The sequence below is a fragment of the Paracoccus haeundaensis genome (genome assembly GCF_006239215.1).
GTDB lineage: Bacteria > Pseudomonadota > Alphaproteobacteria > Rhodobacterales > Rhodobacteraceae > Paracoccus > Paracoccus marcusii.
On the sequence record NZ_VDDC01000007.1, the window covers coordinates 184,185 to 200,205 of the forward strand.

At 71.6% G+C, this 16,021-nt stretch carries 16 protein-coding genes and 1 riboswitch; of the genes, 12 read left to right on the top strand and 4 right to left on the bottom strand.

The genetic code is table 11. The annotated features are described in order from the left end of the window. Positions 1-36 precede the first annotated feature (36 nt). Entirely contained in the window at positions 37-465 is a 429-nt protein-coding gene (gene aroQ, locus FHD67_RS03805; RefSeq protein ID WP_042250123.1) for a type II 3-dehydroquinate dehydratase, read from the top strand. 246 nt (positions 466-711) lie between these two features. On the opposite strand, the gene FHD67_RS03810 is transcribed toward aroQ, so the two are convergent. The 3 genes from FHD67_RS03810 to cobO form a co-directional block, all read right to left on the bottom strand. After that, a complete protein-coding gene (locus FHD67_RS03810) occupies positions 712-2,070 on the bottom strand; it encodes an alpha,alpha-trehalose-phosphate synthase (UDP-forming) (protein ID WP_139597856.1) in 1,359 nt (452 codons plus the stop codon). Between the two features lie 9 nt (positions 2,071-2,079). Next, the gene (gene otsB / locus FHD67_RS03815; RefSeq protein ID WP_176695045.1) at positions 2,080-2,802 is read right to left on the bottom strand and encodes a trehalose-phosphatase; all 723 of its coding nucleotides are present in this window, start codon (positions 2,800-2,802) and stop codon (positions 2,080-2,082) included. 101 nt (positions 2,803-2,903) lie between these two features. Continuing rightward, positions 2,904-3,533, bottom strand: a complete 630-nt coding sequence (gene cobO / locus FHD67_RS03820) for a cob(I)yrinic acid a,c-diamide adenosyltransferase (protein ID WP_139597858.1) — start codon at positions 3,531-3,533, stop codon at positions 2,904-2,906. A 40-nt stretch (positions 3,534-3,573) separates the two neighbouring features. Beyond that, a riboswitch (cobalamin riboswitch) is annotated at positions 3,574-3,799 on the top strand. Positions 3,800-3,894: 95 nt separating this feature from the next. Between cobO and FHD67_RS03825 the strand changes: the two genes are divergently transcribed. Genes FHD67_RS03825 through cobJ form a run of 7 tightly spaced genes read left to right on the top strand, consistent with a single transcriptional unit; the run spans position 3,895 to position 11,714 of the window. Further along, positions 3,895-4,305 carry a DUF1636 family protein gene (locus FHD67_RS03825; protein ID WP_139597859.1) on the top strand — a complete coding sequence of 137 codons (411 nt, stop codon included), beginning with the start codon at positions 3,895-3,897 and terminating at the stop codon, positions 4,303-4,305. A 2-nt stretch (positions 4,306-4,307) separates the two neighbouring features. After that, the gene (gene cobW / locus FHD67_RS03830) at positions 4,308-5,351 is read left to right on the top strand and encodes a cobalamin biosynthesis protein CobW (protein ID WP_139597860.1); all 1,044 of its coding nucleotides are present in this window, start codon (positions 4,308-4,310) and stop codon (positions 5,349-5,351) included. A gap of 13 nt (positions 5,352-5,364) precedes the next feature. After that, complete coding sequence (gene cobN / locus FHD67_RS03835) at positions 5,365-8,538, top strand: cobaltochelatase subunit CobN (protein WP_139597861.1); 3,174 nt, start codon at positions 5,365-5,367, stop codon at positions 8,536-8,538. Then, the gene (gene cobG / locus FHD67_RS03840) at positions 8,535-9,623 is read left to right on the top strand and encodes a precorrin-3B synthase (protein WP_139597862.1); all 1,089 of its coding nucleotides are present in this window, start codon (positions 8,535-8,537) and stop codon (positions 9,621-9,623) included. Before cobN ends, cobG begins: the two co-directional genes overlap by 4 nt. Continuing rightward, the gene (locus FHD67_RS03845; RefSeq protein WP_139597863.1) at positions 9,623-10,252 is read left to right on the top strand and encodes a precorrin-8X methylmutase; all 630 of its coding nucleotides are present in this window, start codon (positions 9,623-9,625) and stop codon (positions 10,250-10,252) included. The genes cobG and FHD67_RS03845 overlap by 1 nt, the downstream gene beginning before the upstream one ends. Continuing rightward, the gene (cobI, locus tag FHD67_RS03850; protein WP_176695049.1) at positions 10,252-10,989 is read left to right on the top strand and encodes a precorrin-2 C(20)-methyltransferase; all 738 of its coding nucleotides are present in this window, start codon (positions 10,252-10,254) and stop codon (positions 10,987-10,989) included. Before FHD67_RS03845 ends, cobI begins: the two co-directional genes overlap by 1 nt. After that, positions 10,986-11,714, top strand: a complete 729-nt coding sequence (cobJ, locus tag FHD67_RS03855) for a precorrin-3B C(17)-methyltransferase (protein ID WP_139597865.1) — start codon at positions 10,986-10,988, stop codon at positions 11,712-11,714. The genes cobI and cobJ overlap by 4 nt, the downstream gene beginning before the upstream one ends. Here the strand turns inward: cobJ and FHD67_RS03860 are convergent. Further along, positions 11,690-12,427: a cobalt-precorrin-6A reductase gene (locus FHD67_RS03860; protein ID WP_139597866.1), complete on the bottom strand. Its 738-nt coding sequence runs from the start codon at positions 12,425-12,427 to the stop codon at positions 11,690-11,692. The genes cobJ and FHD67_RS03860 overlap by 25 nt on opposite strands. On the opposite strand from FHD67_RS03860, the gene cbiE reads away from it, so the two are divergent. From cbiE to FHD67_RS03880, 4 genes are read left to right on the top strand one after another with little or no spacing between them, the layout of a single operon-like run. Then, entirely contained in the window at positions 12,426-13,622 is a 1,197-nt protein-coding gene (gene cbiE / locus FHD67_RS03865) for a precorrin-6y C5,15-methyltransferase (decarboxylating) subunit CbiE (RefSeq protein ID WP_139597867.1), read from the top strand. The genes FHD67_RS03860 and cbiE overlap by 2 nt on opposite strands. Next, positions 13,604-13,927 (top strand): cobalamin biosynthesis protein, encoded by a 324-nt coding sequence (locus tag FHD67_RS03870; protein ID WP_139597868.1) that lies wholly within the window; start codon positions 13,604-13,606, stop codon positions 13,925-13,927. The genes cbiE and FHD67_RS03870 overlap by 19 nt, the downstream gene beginning before the upstream one ends. Further along, positions 13,924-14,691 (top strand): precorrin-4 C(11)-methyltransferase, encoded by a 768-nt coding sequence (gene cobM / locus FHD67_RS03875; protein WP_139597869.1) that lies wholly within the window; start codon positions 13,924-13,926, stop codon positions 14,689-14,691. The genes FHD67_RS03870 and cobM overlap by 4 nt, the downstream gene beginning before the upstream one ends. Beyond that, entirely contained in the window at positions 14,688-16,013 is a 1,326-nt protein-coding gene (locus tag FHD67_RS03880) for a cobyrinic acid a,c-diamide synthase CobB (RefSeq protein WP_139597870.1), read from the top strand. The genes cobM and FHD67_RS03880 overlap by 4 nt, the downstream gene beginning before the upstream one ends. Positions 16,014-16,021: the final 8 nt, after the last annotated feature.

Below are 16,021 nucleotides of genomic sequence, written 5' to 3' on the forward strand. Positions count from 1 at the left end.
CCGCCCGCGCTAGCAAGCCCCAGCAAGGAGACCCCGATGCCGCTGATCCATGTTCTGAACGGTCCGAACCTGAACCTGCTGGGCCAGCGCCAGCCCGAGGTCTATGGCCACGAGACGCTGGCCGATCTTGAGGCGCTGTGCCGCAAGGCCGCCGCCCCGCATGACATCCGCTTCCTGCAGTCGAACTGGGAAGGCCAGATCGTCGACTGGATCCACGAAGCCCGGCTGGAAGCCGCGGCCATCGTCATCAACCCGGCGGCACTGACCCATACCTCGGTCGCGGTGCTGGATGCGCTGAACGCCTTCGACGGCCCGGTGATCGAGGTCCATATCAGCCAGGTCCACAAGCGCGAGGCGTTCCGCCACCATTCGTTCGTGTCAAAGCGCGCCGACGGAGTGATCGCGGGGCTGGGGCTGAACGGCTATGCCGCAGCCCTGCGCCACGTGGCGGGCCTGATCGGCTGAGACGAAAAGACCGCCGGACCTGGCCGCAGGGAGGAGGGGGGCGGCAGGACCGGCGGCTTTCCGAAGTGTCCGTGGCCGGACCGGGAGGAGGACGCCACGAAGCATCTGCTTCATAGGTCCACCATGCGCCGGACCCGCGCCCCTGTCACCGCAGGCCGCGCCGCTCGGTCAACCGGAACGTGCGCTGCCACGGGACAGGGCGCAATTTGAGGGTATTGCCCGATCCTTGGGCACACCCCGCGCGAATCACCGCGCCGTCAGCGCCTCCAGATAGGTGCGCGACCACCAGGCGACATCGTGGTCCACCACACCTTTCAGGAGGGCGGCATGGCGGTCGCGGCGTTCGGCTTGCGACATCCGCATCGCCTGTGCCATCGCGACGGCCAGATCATGCGGGTCGTGGGGGTTGATGATCAGCGCCTCGGCCATGGTCTCAGCGGCCCCGGCAAAGCGCGACAGGATCAGCACGCCCGGATCGTCGGGGTTCTGAGCGGCGACGTATTCCTTGGCGACCAGGTTCATCCCGTCGGCCAGCGGCGTGACCAACCCGATGCGCGCCTGCCGGTACAGCCCCGCCAGCACGGGACGCGGGAACGGCCGATGAATGAACCGGATCGGCGTCCAGTTCAACGTCGCGAACTGGCCGTTGATGCGTCCGGCCAGGTGTTCGGTCTCCTCCCGGATGTCCTGATAGGCTTCGACCTCGCCCCGCGTCGGAGGCGCGATCTGCAGGAACGAGATCTTCTCGTGCAGGTCGGGGATCTTTTCCAGCAGCAGCTGATAGGCCCGGAACCGCTGCGGGATGCCCTTGGAATAATCCAGCCGGTCGACGCCGATCATCATCTTGGCCCCGGTCAACAGGCGCATGCGGTCGCTGTCGGGGGCGTCTGCTGCCTCGGTGATGAAGGCCGCGGCGTCGATGCCGATCGGAAAGACCTGCGTGCGGACCATGCGTCCCGACAGCCGGAAGCGGTCCGGCGCGACCTGATCGCCGTCCGCCAGCTGACGGGCGCTTTCGGCAAAGGCGCCAAGGTCGCGTTCGGCCTGGAACCCCAGCAGATCGTAATGGGACAGCCAATCGAACAGCTGCGCGGGGTTGGGCAGGGCCGCGCAATCAGCCGGACCCGGAATGGGGATGTGCAGGAAATGGCCGATCGGGTTTTCCACCCCCAAGGCGCGCAGTTCGGCGGCCATCGGGAACAGGTGATAATCCTGCACCCAGATCCGGTCATCGGGGCGCAGGACCGGCAGCAGCATCCGCGCGATGCGCTGGTTCACCCGTGCATATCCATCCAGGTATTCGGGCCTGATGCGCATCAGGTTGGGGCGCCCATGGCACAGCGGCCACAGGATGGAGTTGGAATAGCCCAGATAGTATTCGTCATGCTCTTGCGGGGTCAGGTCAAAGGACAGCCGTTGGAACGCCGCGCCCGGATGGTCCTGCAGGTCGGGCGCGGGATCGTCCGTCACCTCGCCCGAGAAACCCACCCACACCCCGCCGGAACTGCGCAACGCATCCTCCAGCGCCACCACCAGCCCGCCCGAGGGATCGTCCCCCAGCGGCAGGCGGTTCGAGACGACGATCAGGCGCGGTTCGGTGGACATGGGCATTCCTCAGTTCAGCGATGCGTCAAGCCAGGCGGCCAGCGCGGCAGGGTCGGACAATCGGTGATGCGCGGCGGTGGGACCGTCGCCGATCTTGATGGCAAAGCCACCGCGGGCCTGCGCCTCGGCCATGGCGGGTTCGTCGGTGGTATCGTCGCCCGCAAAGACCGGCACGCGCCCGGCAAAGGGCTCAAGCGTCATCAGATGCGCCAGCGCGCTGTCCTTGCCGACACCGCCGGGGCGCAGTTCGACCGCCATCTTGGCGGGCTGCAGCACCAGATGCGGGTTCCGATCGGCCAGATCCTGCATCACCTCATCGACAAAGGCGCGCAGATCGGGGGCGTCCCGATAATGCAGTGCGACGCCGTGGGGCTTTTCCTCGACCAGCAGGGCGGGATGGGGCGCGGCGGCGGCATGGGCCGCGGCATGAAGGGGGCCCGCGTCGAAATCCACCCGGTGCAGGGTCTGAATGCGGCCGGGGCGCAGCGACAGTTCGGCGCCGTGGCTGCCCGCGACGATGCCCTCGAACCCGTCCATATGTCCGCGCAGGTCGGCCACGTCGCGCCCCGAGATCAGCGCCACCGCACCCCCCTGCCTCCGGTACAGCGCCGCCAGCCGGTCGCGCAGCGCCTGCGTGACAACGACCGCATCGGGCCGGGGGGCGATGTCGACCAGGCAGCCGTCGAAATCCAGGAACAGGGCGGCGTCGGGGGCAAGCGGGGGTGGGGTCACGTCAGGCGGGCTCCGGCGATTGGGATATACCAAAGGGAACCCGTGACTCCCCCCGAGGGTTCACCGCCGCGTGAGGTTTTTTGACTGCCGACCCGCGCGCGTCAGTATTCGACCCCGGCCTGCGCCTTGATCCCAGACCGGAACGGATGCTTGACCTGGGTCATCTCGGTCACCAGGTCGGCAGCCTCGATCAGCGCGTCGGGGGCGCCGCGCCCGGTCAGCACCACATGGGTCATGGCGGGCTTTTCCGCCTGCAGAAAGGCCACCACTTCGGCCGCGTCCAGATAACCATAGCGCAGCGCGATGTTGATCTCGTCCAGCAGGACCATGCGGATGGCCGGGTCACGGATCAGGTCCCGCGCGCGCGCCCACCCGGCCTGCGCCATGGCGATGTCACGGGACTTGTCCTGCGTCTCCCAGGTAAAGCCCTCGCCCATGGCGTGGAACTGGCAGATGTCGGTGAAATGCGTGGTCAGCAGCGTGCGTTCGCCCGTGTCCCACGCGCCCTTGATGAACTGCACAACGGCGCAGGGCATCCCGTGCGCGATGGAGCGCATGATCATGCCGAACCCCGACGACGACTTGCCCTTGCCCGGCCCGGTATGGACGATGATCAGGCCCTTTTCGCCGGTCTTGGTCTCCATCATGCGGTCGCGTGCGGCCTTTTTCCTGGCCATCTTGGCGGCGTGGCGGTCCTGATCCTCGGCGGAAATCGGGTCGGTCTGCGTCATCGGGTCGCTCCTTGCGGTTGACAAACGGCGGGTGCGGGGGTTTGGGTGAGGGCGTGTTGGTTCCTGTCTATGACAGGCGAAGAGGGAATGCGACAAGGCCCCGGGTCACCAGACCCGCGACCCCAAGCGCAGCCGCCCCCGCGACCGTGACCGGAGAGGTCGCCCGATCCACTGGCCCCGATTGGGGCTGGGAAGGTGGGACGACCGTTGGGGCATTCGCCCCTGGATCCGCAAGCCGGGAGACCTGCCAGCACCTGACGATGACGGGCGAACGGGGTGTTTCGCGACCGGCAGGTGATGGCCGGATGCCCCGTGCCGCCTCCTCTCGGACGCCCCTTGCCGCAACAAGGAAGGGGCCGCGATGCGCGCCGTTCTGCATGTCTGCACCACCTGTCGCGGCACCGTGCCCGACCCGGTTCCCGATGCCGCAGGGACCGATGCCGCAAGGACGGATGCCCCTGGCCCGGACGTGCCGCGCCTTGGCGCCCGGCTGCACGACCTGCTGTCCCGCACCGCCCCCGACGGCGTCGAGATCCGCCCCGTCGAATGCCTTTCTGCCTGTTCGCAGGGCTGTTCCGTCGCGCTGTCCGCGCCGGGCAAGTGGTCCTATGTCTATGGCCGCCTGACGCTGGACGACGCCGCCGACATCCTGTCGGGCGCGCGCGCCTATGCCGGGACCGCCGACGGCATCGTGCCGTGGCGCGAACGCCCCGCCGTCTTCCGCAAGCAGAGCCTTGCCCGCATCCCCCCGCATACCCTGTCGCAGGAGTGACCATGAACGACCTTATCAAGACCCCCGTCACCGTGATCACCGGCTTTCTGGGGTCGGGCAAGACGACCCTGGTGCGCCATCTGATGGCCAACCCCCAGGGGCTGCGCCTTGCGGTGATCGTGAACGAATTCGGCACGATGGGTGTCGATGGAGAGATCCTCAAGGGTTGCGCCGACGCCGCCTGCCCGGCCGAGAACATCGTTGAGCTGTCGAACGGCTGCATCTGCTGCACCGTCGCCGACGATTTCATCCCCACGCTGGAGGCGCTGATGGCGCTTCCCGCCCGCCCGGACCACATCCTGATCGAGACCTCGGGCCTCGCGCTGCCCAAGCCCCTGCTGAAGGCCTTCGACTGGCCCGCCGTCCGCTCGCGCATCACCGTGGACGGCGTGATCGCCCTGGCCGATGCCGAGGCCGTGGCGGCGGGCCGCTTCGCCCCCGACGTGGCGGCGGTGGACGCGCAGCGCGCCGCCGACCCCGGCCTGGACCACGAGACGCCCCTGTCCGAGGTCTTCGAGGATCAGATCGCCTGCGCCGATGTCATCCTGCTGACCAAGGCCGATCTGGCCGGACCGCAGGGCGTCGCAGCGGCACGGTCGGCGATCGAGGCCGAGCTGCCCCGCCCCCTGCCCATCCTGACCGTGACCGAGGGCGCGGTCGATCCTCGCCTGGTCCTGGGCCTGGGCAAGGCCGCCGAAGATGATCTGGACGCCCGCCCCAGCCATCACGACGGCGCCGACGACCACGAACATGAGGATTTCGACACCGTCGTCATCGACCTGCCCGAAATCACCGACCCGGCCGATCTGGCCGCCCGCATCGCCCGTCTGGCCGCCGAGCAGAACGTGCTGCGCGTCAAGGGCCATGTCGCCGTCGCGGGCAAACCCATGCGCCTTTTGGTGCAGGCCGTGGGCGCGCGGGTGCGCCATCAGTACGACCGCCCGTGGGGCCAGACCCCGCGCCGCTCGCGCCTGGTGGTGATCGCGGAGCACGACGACGTGAACCCCGACGCGATCCGCGCCGTGCTGGAGGCCGTGCCAGCATGACCGGGCCCGCCTGATGCATGTCATCTTCCGCGAACAGGTCGGGCTGGAGCAGACCGACACCCCCTATGATCCCGGGCAGACGCCCGGCGATCTGGTGGTCCTGTCCTTTTCGGACAGCGACCTGGGGGCCTTTGCGGAGGGCTGGCGGCGCGCGGCGGGGGGACTGCCGTCCACGCGGCTGTGCAACCTGGTGGCGCTGCGGCACCCGGTCTCGGTCGACACCTATGTCGAGAACACCCTGTCGGGCGCGCGCGGCATCCTGATCCGCCTGATCGGCGGAGAGGCGTATTGGCCCTATGGCCTGGCCTCGGTCCAGGACCTGGCGCGCCGGCGGGGCATCGCGCTGGCCGTGCTGCCCGCGGACGGCCGCGACGATCCGCGGCTGGAGGAGATGTCGACCGTTCCCCCCTCGGTCCTGCGCGTGCTGCGGCGGCATTGCGACCAAGGCGGCGCGGTCGCGGCGCAGGCGGCGCTGGCGCAGATGGCCGTCGCATCGGGCCTGCAGGCCGCGCCCGTGCCGGGGGTCAAGACCCTGCCCGCGATGGGGTTCTACGACCCCGACCGGGGGGTGGTCGCCGATCCGGGCCCTATTGCGGCGCTGGTCACCTTCTATCGCAGCTGGCTGGCGGCGGCGGATGTGGCGCCCATCGACGCGCTGATCCGGGCGTTGCGGGCGCGGGGCATCGCGGCGATGGGCGTCTTTGCCCCGTCGCTCAAGGCGCCGGGCCTGGGCGACTGGCTGGCCGATGCCCTGCCGGGCGGGCCTGCGCTGGTCGTGAACGCGACCGGGTTTTCCGGGGGGAACGCGGGTCCGTTCGACGGCTGGTCCTGCCCGGTGTTCCAGGTGGCCCTGTCCACCAACCGCCGCCGCGACTGGCTGGCGGCCGAACGCGGTCTGTCGCCGTCGGACCTAGCTATGAACGTCGTCCTGCCCGAGGTCGACGGACGCATCTTCGCGGGCCTCATCAGCTTCAAGGCGGTCAGCCCGCGCGACCCGGACCTGCAGTATTCGCGCTTCGTGCACCGGCCCGATGCGCCGATGCGGGCCCGGGCCGTCGACCGCATCGCCGCCTGGCACGCGATGGCGCAAGGGGCGGGTCGCGTGGCGATGGTGCTCTCCACCTATCCGGGCCGCGACTGGCAACAGGCCCATGCGGTGGGGCTGGACGCGCCGGCATCCGCGCAGGCGGTGGGGGCGATGCTGGGCACGGACCTGCCCGCGCTGCCGGACGGCACCCTGGCTTGGCCGCTGGACGATTACCGCGCGGCGCTGGCCCGCCTGCCGCAGGCGCTGCAGGAGGACCTGCACGCGGCCTGGGGGCCGCCCGAGACGGACCCCGATTGCCGGGACGGCGCCTTCCACCTGCGCGCCAGCCTGCACGGCCCGGTGATCCTGGCGCTGCAGCCCGAACGCAGCCACCGCGCCGGGCGCGAGGACAGCTATCACGACCTGACCCGCGTGCCGCGCCATGCCTATGTGGCCTTCTATCTGTGGCTGGCGCAGCAGGGCGCGCGGGCGCTGATCCACATGGGCGCGCATGGCACGCTGGAATGGCTGCCGGGCAAGGCGGTCGCGCTGTCGGGCGACTGCTGGCCGCAGGTTCTGCTGGGGTCGCTGCCGGTGATCTATCCCTTCATCGTCAACGATCCGGGAGAGGCCGCGCAGGCGAAACGCCGCATCGGGGCGGTGACCCTGGGCCATATGCCGCCCCCCATGCGGGACGCGGCCCTGCCCCCCGGCATGGCCGGGCTGGAACGGTCCCTGGACGAATATTCCACCGCCGACGGGCTGGACCCCGCGCGTCGCGACCGCCTGATCGCCGCAATCCGGGACGAGGCGCGCGCCCTGGGGGTCGAGGCCGATCTGGGCATCCCCCCCGACGCCAGCGCCGCCGAGGCGATCACCCGAATCGACCGCTTCGTCTGCGACATCAAGGAAAGCCAGTACGGAGAGGGGCTGCATGTCTGGGGCAGCGGCGTCTGCGGTCAGGCCGAACGCGACGGGCTGATGGCCGCGCTGGCCGGGCGGTTCGTTGCGCCGGGGCCGTCGGGTTCGCCCAATCGGGGGCGGTCGGACGTGATGCCCACCGGGCGCAACCTCTACAGCGTGGACCCGCGTGCCGTGCCCACGCCCTCCGCCCATGCGCAGGGGGTGAAACTGGCCGAGGAGTTGCTGCGCCGTCACCTGCAGGATCACGGCGACTGGCCGCGCGGGCTGGTCGTGGATCTCTGGGGCAGCGCGACCATGCGCACCGCGGGCGAAGAGTTCGCCATGGCCCTGCATCTGGCCGGGCTGAAGCCGGTCTGGGATGCCGGGTCCGGCCGCGTCTCGGGCGTCGAGGTCGTGCCGCTGGCCCTGCTGGGCCGCCCGCGCATCGACGTGACGCTGCGGGTGTCGGGCCTGTTCCGCGACGTGTTCCCGGTGCTGGCACAGCTGTTTCAGACCGGGGCCGCGACGCTGGCCGCGCGGGACGAGGCGGCGGATCAGAACCCCTATGCCGAGGGCGCACGGGTCTTCGGCCCGCAGCCCGGGCAATACGGGCTGGGCATGGGCACCGCGCCCGCGGAATTCACCGATGCCGCGCGTCAGGCGGCGGGCGAGGCCTGGATCGCGGCCTCCAGCTGGGCCATCGGGGCGGATGGCGCCAGCCATGAGGCCCGCGACGTGCTGGAGGCGCGGCTGGCCGCGACCGACAGCTTTGTCCACGCGCAGGACCTGCCCGAGACGGATCTGCTGCTGGCCGCCGACTATGCCGCGCATGAAGGGGGCTTTGCTGCCGCCATGGCGCGGATCGGGGCGGATGCGCCCGCGCTTTACCATCTGGACGCCAAGCAACCCGACCGCCCCCGCGCCCGGACCCTGACCGAAGAGATCGCCCGCACCACCCGCGCCCGGGCCGCCGATCCGGCGTGGGCCGACGCCATGACGCGGCACGGCTATCGCGGCGCGGCCGAGATCGCGTCGACGCTGGACCACATGGCGGCCTTTGCCCATCTGGCGGGCGCGGTGCCCGCGCATCTGTTCGACCTTTATCATCAGGCGACCTTGGGCCGCCCCGAGATCGTCGCCTTCATGCAGGACGCGAACCCCGCCGCCCTGGCCGCGATGCGCGACCTGTTCCAGCGGCTGCACGATGCCGGCCTGTGGGTCACGCGGCGAAACTCGATCATGGCGGGGCTGTCATGATCCGCGGCTGGTGCCCTGGCGCGCTGCAGCCGATGGAGTCCGGCGACGGGTGGGTGGTACGCATCCGCCCCCCCGGCGGGCGTCTTGACGCGGCCCAGGCCCAGGCCATCGCCGATGCCGCCCAGACCCATGGCAATGGCGTGATTGAGCTCACCGGCCGCGCCAACCTGCAGCTGCGCGGCGTCACGCCCGCGACCCATGCGCCGCTGATCGCGGCGCTGCGCCCACACGGCCTGATCGACCCCGACATCGCCACCGAGACGCGCCGCAACATCTTGGTCACGCCCTTTGCGGATGCCGCCGCCGATGCGCTGGCCGCCGATCTGGCGGCGGCGCTGTCCGCAAGCGACCTGGCCCTGCCCGCCAAGTTCGGTTTTGCGGTCGATACCGGTCCCGCGCCAGTGCTGACCCGAGACCCTGCCGATATTCGCATCGAGGCAGGCCCGACGCTCCGCGCCGATGGCATGGACCGCGCCGCGCCCTATCGCGGGCCGCAGGATGCGCTGGCGCTGGCCCGCTGGTTCCTGGACCGGGGCGGCTCGCCCGACGGGCGGGGCCGCATGGCTGCATTGACCGCGCGGGTGCAGCCCCCCGGCGCCACCCTGCCCGCCCCCCGACCCGCCGCGCCACCGCAGCCGGGGCCGCAGGCGCAGGGCCTGATGGTCGCGCTGGAATTCGGCCAGATCGCCCCCGACACGCTGCGTCGCCTTGGGCGCCTGACACCGCTGCGCCTGACGCCGTGGCGGATGCTGCTGGTGGAGGGGGTCCGCCACCTGCCCGCGCTGGAGGGGCTGATCCTGGACCCCCGCGATCCGCGCAACCGTCTGCGTGCCTGCCCCGGCGCGCCCGCCTGCCCGCAGGGACAGGCCGCGACGCGCCCCCTGGCGCGGGCGCTGGCGCCGCTGATCCCGCCGGATGCCGTGCTGCATGTCAGCGGCTGCGCCAAGGGCTGCGGCTGGCCGCGTGCCGCCGACCTTACGCTGACCGCGACGCCCGAGGGGTTCGACCTGATCCGCCATGGCCGCGCCCATGACCCCGCCGCCCTGCGCGGCCTGCACCCCGATCAACTGCCGAAGGTTCTGTGATGCCCCATGACTACGAAAGGGACGGCGCCGCCATCTATCGCCAGTCCTTCGCCACTATCCGGGCCGAGGCCGATCTGGCGCGTTTCGACGCGGATGAGGAACCCGTCGTCGTCCGCATGATCCATGCCGCGGGCCTGGTTGGGCTGGAACGCGACGTGACCTTCACCCCCGGCATGGCCACCGCCGCCCGCGCGGCGCTGGCTGGCGGTGCGCCGATCCTCTGCGACGCGCATATGGTCAGCGAGGGCGTCACCCGCGCCCGCCTGCCTGCGGACAACGCGGTGATCTGCACCCTGCGCGACCCGCGTGTGCCGGACATGGCGCGCGACCTGGGCAACACCCGCAGCGCCGCCGCGCTGGAGCTGTGGCGGCCGCATCTGGCGGGGGCGGTCGTGGCCATCGGCAATGCGCCCACCGCGCTGTTTCACCTGCTGAACATGCTGGAGGACCCCGCCTGCCCCCGCCCCGCCGCGATCATCGGCTGTCCCGTGGGCTTCGTCGGCGCGGCGGAGTCGAAGGACGCGCTGATGGCCGCGCCGCCCGTGCCGTCTGTTGTCGTGCGCGGCAGGCTGGGCGGGTCGGCCATCACCGTCGCCGCAATCAACGCGCTGGCCAGCCGGAGGGAATGATGGGACGCATCATCTGCGCAGGTCTGGGGCCGGGCGATCCGGACCTGATCTCGGTCCGGGCCGACAGGGCGGTGCGCGCCGCGCGCCACGTCGCCTATTTCAGGAAGCCCGGCCGCCCCGGTCAGGCGCGGCGCATCGTCCAGGGGATGCTGACCGCCGATGCGGTCGAATATCCGATGGAATACCCGGTCACGACCGAGATCCCCTTCGATCATCCCGATTACAACGACGCGCTGGCGGGGTTCTATGACCTCTGGGCCGCGCGTCTGGCGCAGCTGGCCCAGACCGATGACGTGGTGGTCCTGTGCGAGGGCGATCCGTTTCTTTACGGCAGCTTCATGCATCTGCAGGTGCGCCTGCAGGGACTGGCCCAGGTTGAGGTGATCCCCGGCATTCCCGGCATGGTCGGCTGCTGGAACGCGGTGGGTCAGCCGATGACCTGGGGCGACGATGTGCTGACCGTGCTGATGGGCACCCTACCCGAGGCGGACCTGATCCGCCACATGCAGGGCAGCGACGCGCTGGTGGTGATGAAGACTGGCCGCAACCTGCCCAAGCTGCGCCGCGCGCTGGCGGCATCCGGGCGTCTGGCGGATACCTGGCTGATCGAACGCGGCACCATGCCCGGCCAGCGCATCCAGCCGCTGCGCGAGGTGGCCGATGACGACTGCCCCTATTTCGCGATCCTGCTGGTCCATGGTCACGGGCGGCGCCCCATGGCGCGGGTGGCGGAATGAGCGGCTGGATCACCGTCGCGGGGCTGGGGCCGGGGTCGGACGCCATGGTGACGCCCGAAGTCGCCGCCGCGCTGGATCAGGCGACCGACGTGATCGGCTACATCCCCTATGTCGCGCGGGTGGCGGCGCGGCCCGGCCTGACCCTGCATGCCAGCGACAATCGGGTGGAGCTGGACCGCGCCCGCCATGCCCTGTCGCTGGCGGCGCAGGGCGGGCGGGTGGTGATCGTCTCCTCGGGCGATCCGGGCGTCTTCGCCATGGCCTCCGCCCTGTTCGAGGCGCTGGAGGCCGAGGGTGGCGATCCGGACATCCGCATCCTGCCGGGCATCACCGCGATGCTGGCGGCGGCGGCGCGGGCGGGCGCGCCTTTGGGCCATGATTTTTGCGCCATCAACCTGTCGGACAATCTCAAGCCCATGGCGCTGATCGAACACCGTCTGCGCCATGCTGCGCGGGGCGATTTCGCGATGGCCTTCTACAACCCGCGCTCGGCCAGCCGCCCCGCAGGCTTCGCCCGCGTGCTGGAGGTGCTGCACGAGGAATGCGAACCCGAACGCCTGATGATCTTTGCCCGCGCCGTCACCACGCCGGACGAGGCGCTGCGCGTGGTCACGCTGGAGGAGGCCACGCCCGACATGGCTGACATGCGCACCGTCGTCCTGGTCGGCAACCGCGCCACACGGCGCGTGGGCCGGTGGGTCTATACCCCGCGGGGGGCGGTCTGATGCACCCAGTCCAGCGCCTGTTCCGGCGTGGCGACCTGCGGCCGGTCCGGCGCGGCGGGCCGGTCGATCAACACGACCCGCACGCCCAGATCGCGCGCCGCGTCCAGTTTCGCGCGGGCCCCTGCCCCGCCGCTGTTCTTGGCGACCAGATGGGTGATGCCATGCGCGGCCATCAGCGCCCGGTCGCCCGCGGCGGTGAAGGGGCCGCGCGCCAGCACGACCCGCGCACCGGGCAAGGGGGGCGCACCCGGCGCATCGACCAGCCGCAGCAGCCAGCGATGCGGCAGGGCGGCAAAGGGCGCCAGGGTCTGCTTGCCGATGGCCAGAAAGACGCCGGTCGGCGCGGGGGGCAGCGCCGCGACCGCGCCCACGATGTCGGGGACGCGCTGCCAACCGGGATCGACCGGCCAAGGCGGGCGGCGCAGCATCAGCATCGGCACCCCCGCCGCGCGGCAGGCGGCATCCGCGTTGCGGCTGATCTGGGCTGCGAAGGGATGGGTCGCATCGACCACCGCGCCGATGTCGTGATCACGCAGGTATCGCGCCATCCCCTCGGCCCCACCGAAGCCGCCGATCCGGGTGGGCAGGGGCTGGGCGATGGGCGCCTCCGTCCGTCCGGCATAGGAGAAGACCGCCGCGACACCGGCGCGGGCCAGCAGGGCGGCCAGGCGGCTGGCCTCACTTGTGCCGCCCAGCAGCAGGATGCGTCGCATGTCTGACCCTTGGCTGACGATCATCGGGATCACCGAAGATGGACCGGACGGCCTGCCCGGCGCAAGCCTGCGCGCGCTGGAGGCGGCCGAGGTCATCTTTGGCGGCCCGCGCCACCTGGCGCTGGCGGGGGTGGGCGCGCGGGGGCGGGCCTGGCCGGTGCCCTTCGACCTGGCGCCGCTTCTGGCGCTGCGGGGGCGGCGGGTGGCGGCGCTGGTCTCGGGCGATCCCTTCTGGTGCGGCGCGGGGGGCAGCATCGCCGCCGTGCTGGAGCCCCACGAATGGCACGCCCTGCCCGCGCCGGGGGTGCTGTCTCTGGCCACCGCGCGCCTTGGCTGGCGGCTGGAGGAGGTGGTGACCCTGGGCCTGCATGCTGCGCCCTTCGCGCGGCTGCGCCCGCATCTGGTGCGCGGCTGCCGCATCATCGCGACGCTGCGCGATGGCGACGCGCCCGCCGCGCTGGCCGATTGGCTAGTCGGCGCGGGCGCCGGGGCCGCGCGGCTGACGGTGCTGGAGCGTCTTGGCGGGCCGTCCGAACGGGTGTGCAGCACGCGCGCCGACGGCGTTGCCCTGATCTGCGTGGCGCCGGTGGCGGTGGCCATCGACGGGGCGGACCTGCCGCGCGGCTTCGGCCTGCCCGCGGTGCCGGGGCGGGCGGACGCGCTCTTCACCCATGACGGGCAGATCACCAAATCGCCCATCCGCGCGCTGACGCTGGCCGCGCTGGCCCCGCGCGCGTCAGAGGTGCTGTGGGATATCGGCGGCGGTTCGGGGTCGGTCGCGGTGGAATGGGCGCTGGCCGGAGGCCGCGCCGTGACGGTCGAGCCGCGCGCCGACCGCACCGCCACCATCCGCGCCAATATCGATGCCTTCGGCCTGGGCGGATGGGTCACGGTGATCGAGGGGTCGGCCCCCGAGGTGCTGCCGCCCGGGACGCCCGATGCGGTCTTTGTCGGCGGCGGCGCGTCGCAGGCGCTGCTGGAGGCGCTGTGGGCCCGCCTGCCCTCCGGCGCGCGGCTGGTCGCCAATGCCGTGACGCTGGAGACGGAATCGCTGCTGGCCCGCTGGCACGCCGATCACGGCGGTCGCCTGCTGCGCATCGATATCGCCGAGGCAATCCCCTTAGGCCGGATGCGCGGCTGGACCCCCGCCCGCCCGATCGTGCAATGGAGCGTCACATGCGCATCGCCGGAATAGGCTGCCGCCCCGGCACGCCCCTGCCCGCCCTGCTGGCCGCGCTGGAGGCCACGGGCGGTGCCGACGCGCTGGCCACCATTCCCGAACGCGCGCCCGAACTGCGCCCGCTGGCCCATTCGCGCGGCCTGCCGCTGCATCTGGTCGCGGTCGCGGGCGTCACCACGCCCACGCAATCGCCCCGCATCCTGGCCGCCTTCGGCACCGGATCGGTGGCCGAGGCCGCGGCCCTCGCGGCGGGCGGCCGCCTGATCCATCCGCGCCGGACCATCGGTCCCGTCACCATCGCCATCGCAGAGGTTCCATGACCGTCCATTTCATCGGCGCAGGCCCCGGCGCGCCCGACCTGATCACGCTCCGCGGGCGCGACCTGATCGCGGCCTGCCCGGTCTGCCTCTATGCCGGATCGCTGGTGCCTGCCGCGCTGCTGTCCCATTGCCCGCCCGGCGCGCGGATCGTGAACACCGCGCCCCTGTCGCTGGACCGGATCATGGAGGAGATCGCCACCGCCCATGCGGCAGGCCAGGACGTGGCGCGGCTGCATTCGGGCGATCTGTCGGTCTGGTCCGCGATGGGCGAACAGATCCGCCGGTTGCGGGCGCTGGACATCCCCTTCGACGTGACGCCGGGCGTGCCGTCATTCGCCGCCGCCGCCGCCGCGCTGCAGGCCGAGCTGACCCTGCCCGGCCTTGCGCAATCCGTGGTGCTGACCCGCACGCCGGGCCGCGCCTCGACCATGCCCGAGGGCGAGACGCTGGCGACCTTTGCCGCGACCGGGGCGACGCTGGCGATCCACCTGTCAATCCACGCGCTGGAGCAGGTGGTGGCTGATCTGACGCCGCATTACGGGCCTGACTGCCCGGTGGCGGTCGTTTGGCGGGCCAGCTGGCCGGACCAGCGGGTGATCCGCGCGACCTTGGCCACCGTGGACGCGCAAGGCATCGACCGCACCGCGCTGATCCTGGTCGGCCCCGCGCTGACGGGCGAGGGGTTCGAGGACAGCCGCCTTTACGCCGCCGATTACGACCGCCGCTATCGCCCCGTGGGCGACGCGCCGAGGTTCCCCGAATGACGCCGGGCCTGATGATCTCGGCCCCCGCATCGGGGACGGGCAAGACGATGCTGATGCTGGGCCTGCTGACCGCGCTGCGCAGGCGCGGGCTGGTGGTGCAGCCCTTCAAGTCGGGGCCCGACTACATCGATCCGGGGTTTCACCTGGCGGCCTCCGGGCGGGCCAGCTTCAACCTAGATGCCTGGGCGATGGAGCCGGGGCGGCTGATCGCCCATGCGACCGGCCAGCCACCCGCCGACCTGGTCCTGGCCGAGGGGTCGATGGGCCTGTTCGACGGGGTCGCGACGAAGGGGGAAACCGGCATCGGCTCCAGCGCCGAGATCGCCCAGATGATGGGCTGGCCGGTGGTGCTGATCCTGGATGTCAGCGGGCAGGCGCAATCGGCGGCGGCCACGGCGCGGGGCTTTGCCACGCTGCGCCCGGATCTGCCCTTTGCGGGGGTGGTGCTGAACCGCGTGGCCTCGCCGCGCCACGACCGGCTGATCCGCGAGGGGATGGATCAGGCGGGCATCCGGGTGTTGGGCAGCCTGCCGCGTCAGGGCAACATAACCCTGCCCGAACGCCATCTGGGCCTGATCCAGGCCGAGGAGACGGCGGGCCTGCAAGCCATCCTGGACCATGCGGGCGATTTCATCGCGGCGCATTGCGATCTGGAGGCGATCATCGCAGCCGCCGCGCATCGCGCCCTGCCCGAGGCGCCCGCGCCGCGCCCGCTGACGCCCCCCGGCGGGCGGATCGCGCTGGCCCGCGACGCGGCCTTCAGCTTCGTCTATCCGCATGTGCTGGAAGCGTGGCGGCGGGCCGGGGCCACGATCCTGCCCTTCTCGCCGCTGGCGGATGAGGGGCCGGATGACAGCGCTGACTGCTGCTGGCTGCCGGGCGGATACCCGGAGCTGCACGCGCCCCGGCTGGCCGCCTGCGACGGGTTCCGCTCGGCCATGCACCGCTTTGCGGGCACGCGGCCGGTGCATGGAGAATGCGGGGGATACATGGCGCTTGGGGCAGGTTTGGTGGATGCCGATGGAAAACGACACCAGATGTTGGGGCTGCTGGGGTTGGAGACCAGCTATGCCAAACGCCGGATGCATCTGGGATACCGCCGCGCCGATCCGCTGTCCGCCCTGCCGGGACTGGGTCGCACGGCGCTGCGGGGGCATGAGTTCCACTATGCCTCGATCCTGTCCCAGCCCGATGCGCCTTTGGCGCGCGTGACCGACGCGACCGGCGCCGCGGTGGAGGAAACCGGCAGTCACCGGACGATGTCCGGGGGCGGGCATGTGACCGGCACGTTCTTTCACCTGATCGCCCCGGCCGCGACTTGACGCAGGCC

Excerpts from the sequence above, each read along its gene's own strand:
- FHD67_RS03870 (WP_139597868.1), top strand. The coding sequence starts at position 13,604 with ATGCGCATCGCCGGAATAGGCTGCCGCCCCGGCACGCCCCTGCCCGCC.
- cobN (WP_139597861.1), top strand. The coding sequence starts at position 5,365 with ATGCATGTCATCTTCCGCGAACAGGTCGGGCTGGAGCAGACCGACACC.
- FHD67_RS03825 (WP_139597859.1), top strand. The coding sequence starts at position 3,895 with ATGCGCGCCGTTCTGCATGTCTGCACCACCTGTCGCGGCACCGTGCCC.
- cobI (WP_176695049.1), top strand. The coding sequence starts at position 10,252 with ATGGGACGCATCATCTGCGCAGGTCTGGGGCCGGGCGATCCGGACCTG.
- FHD67_RS03810 (WP_139597856.1), bottom strand. The coding sequence starts at position 2,070 with ATGTCCACCGAACCGCGCCTGATCGTCGTCTCGAACCGCCTGCCGCTG.
- FHD67_RS03845 (WP_139597863.1), top strand. The coding sequence starts at position 9,623 with ATGCCCCATGACTACGAAAGGGACGGCGCCGCCATCTATCGCCAGTCC.
- cobJ (WP_139597865.1), top strand. The coding sequence starts at position 10,986 with ATGAGCGGCTGGATCACCGTCGCGGGGCTGGGGCCGGGGTCGGACGCC.
- cobM (WP_139597869.1), top strand. The coding sequence starts at position 13,924 with ATGACCGTCCATTTCATCGGCGCAGGCCCCGGCGCGCCCGACCTGATC.
- FHD67_RS03880 (WP_139597870.1), top strand. The coding sequence starts at position 14,688 with ATGACGCCGGGCCTGATGATCTCGGCCCCCGCATCGGGGACGGGCAAG.
- cobO (WP_139597858.1), bottom strand. The coding sequence starts at position 3,533 with ATGACGCAGACCGACCCGATTTCCGCCGAGGATCAGGACCGCCACGCC.
- cobW (WP_139597860.1), top strand. The coding sequence starts at position 4,308 with ATGAACGACCTTATCAAGACCCCCGTCACCGTGATCACCGGCTTTCTG.
- cobG (WP_139597862.1), top strand. The coding sequence starts at position 8,535 with ATGATCCGCGGCTGGTGCCCTGGCGCGCTGCAGCCGATGGAGTCCGGC.
- FHD67_RS03860 (WP_139597866.1), bottom strand. The coding sequence starts at position 12,427 with ATGCGACGCATCCTGCTGCTGGGCGGCACAAGTGAGGCCAGCCGCCTG.
- cbiE (WP_139597867.1), top strand. The coding sequence starts at position 12,426 with ATGTCTGACCCTTGGCTGACGATCATCGGGATCACCGAAGATGGACCG.
- aroQ (WP_042250123.1), top strand. The coding sequence starts at position 37 with ATGCCGCTGATCCATGTTCTGAACGGTCCGAACCTGAACCTGCTGGGC.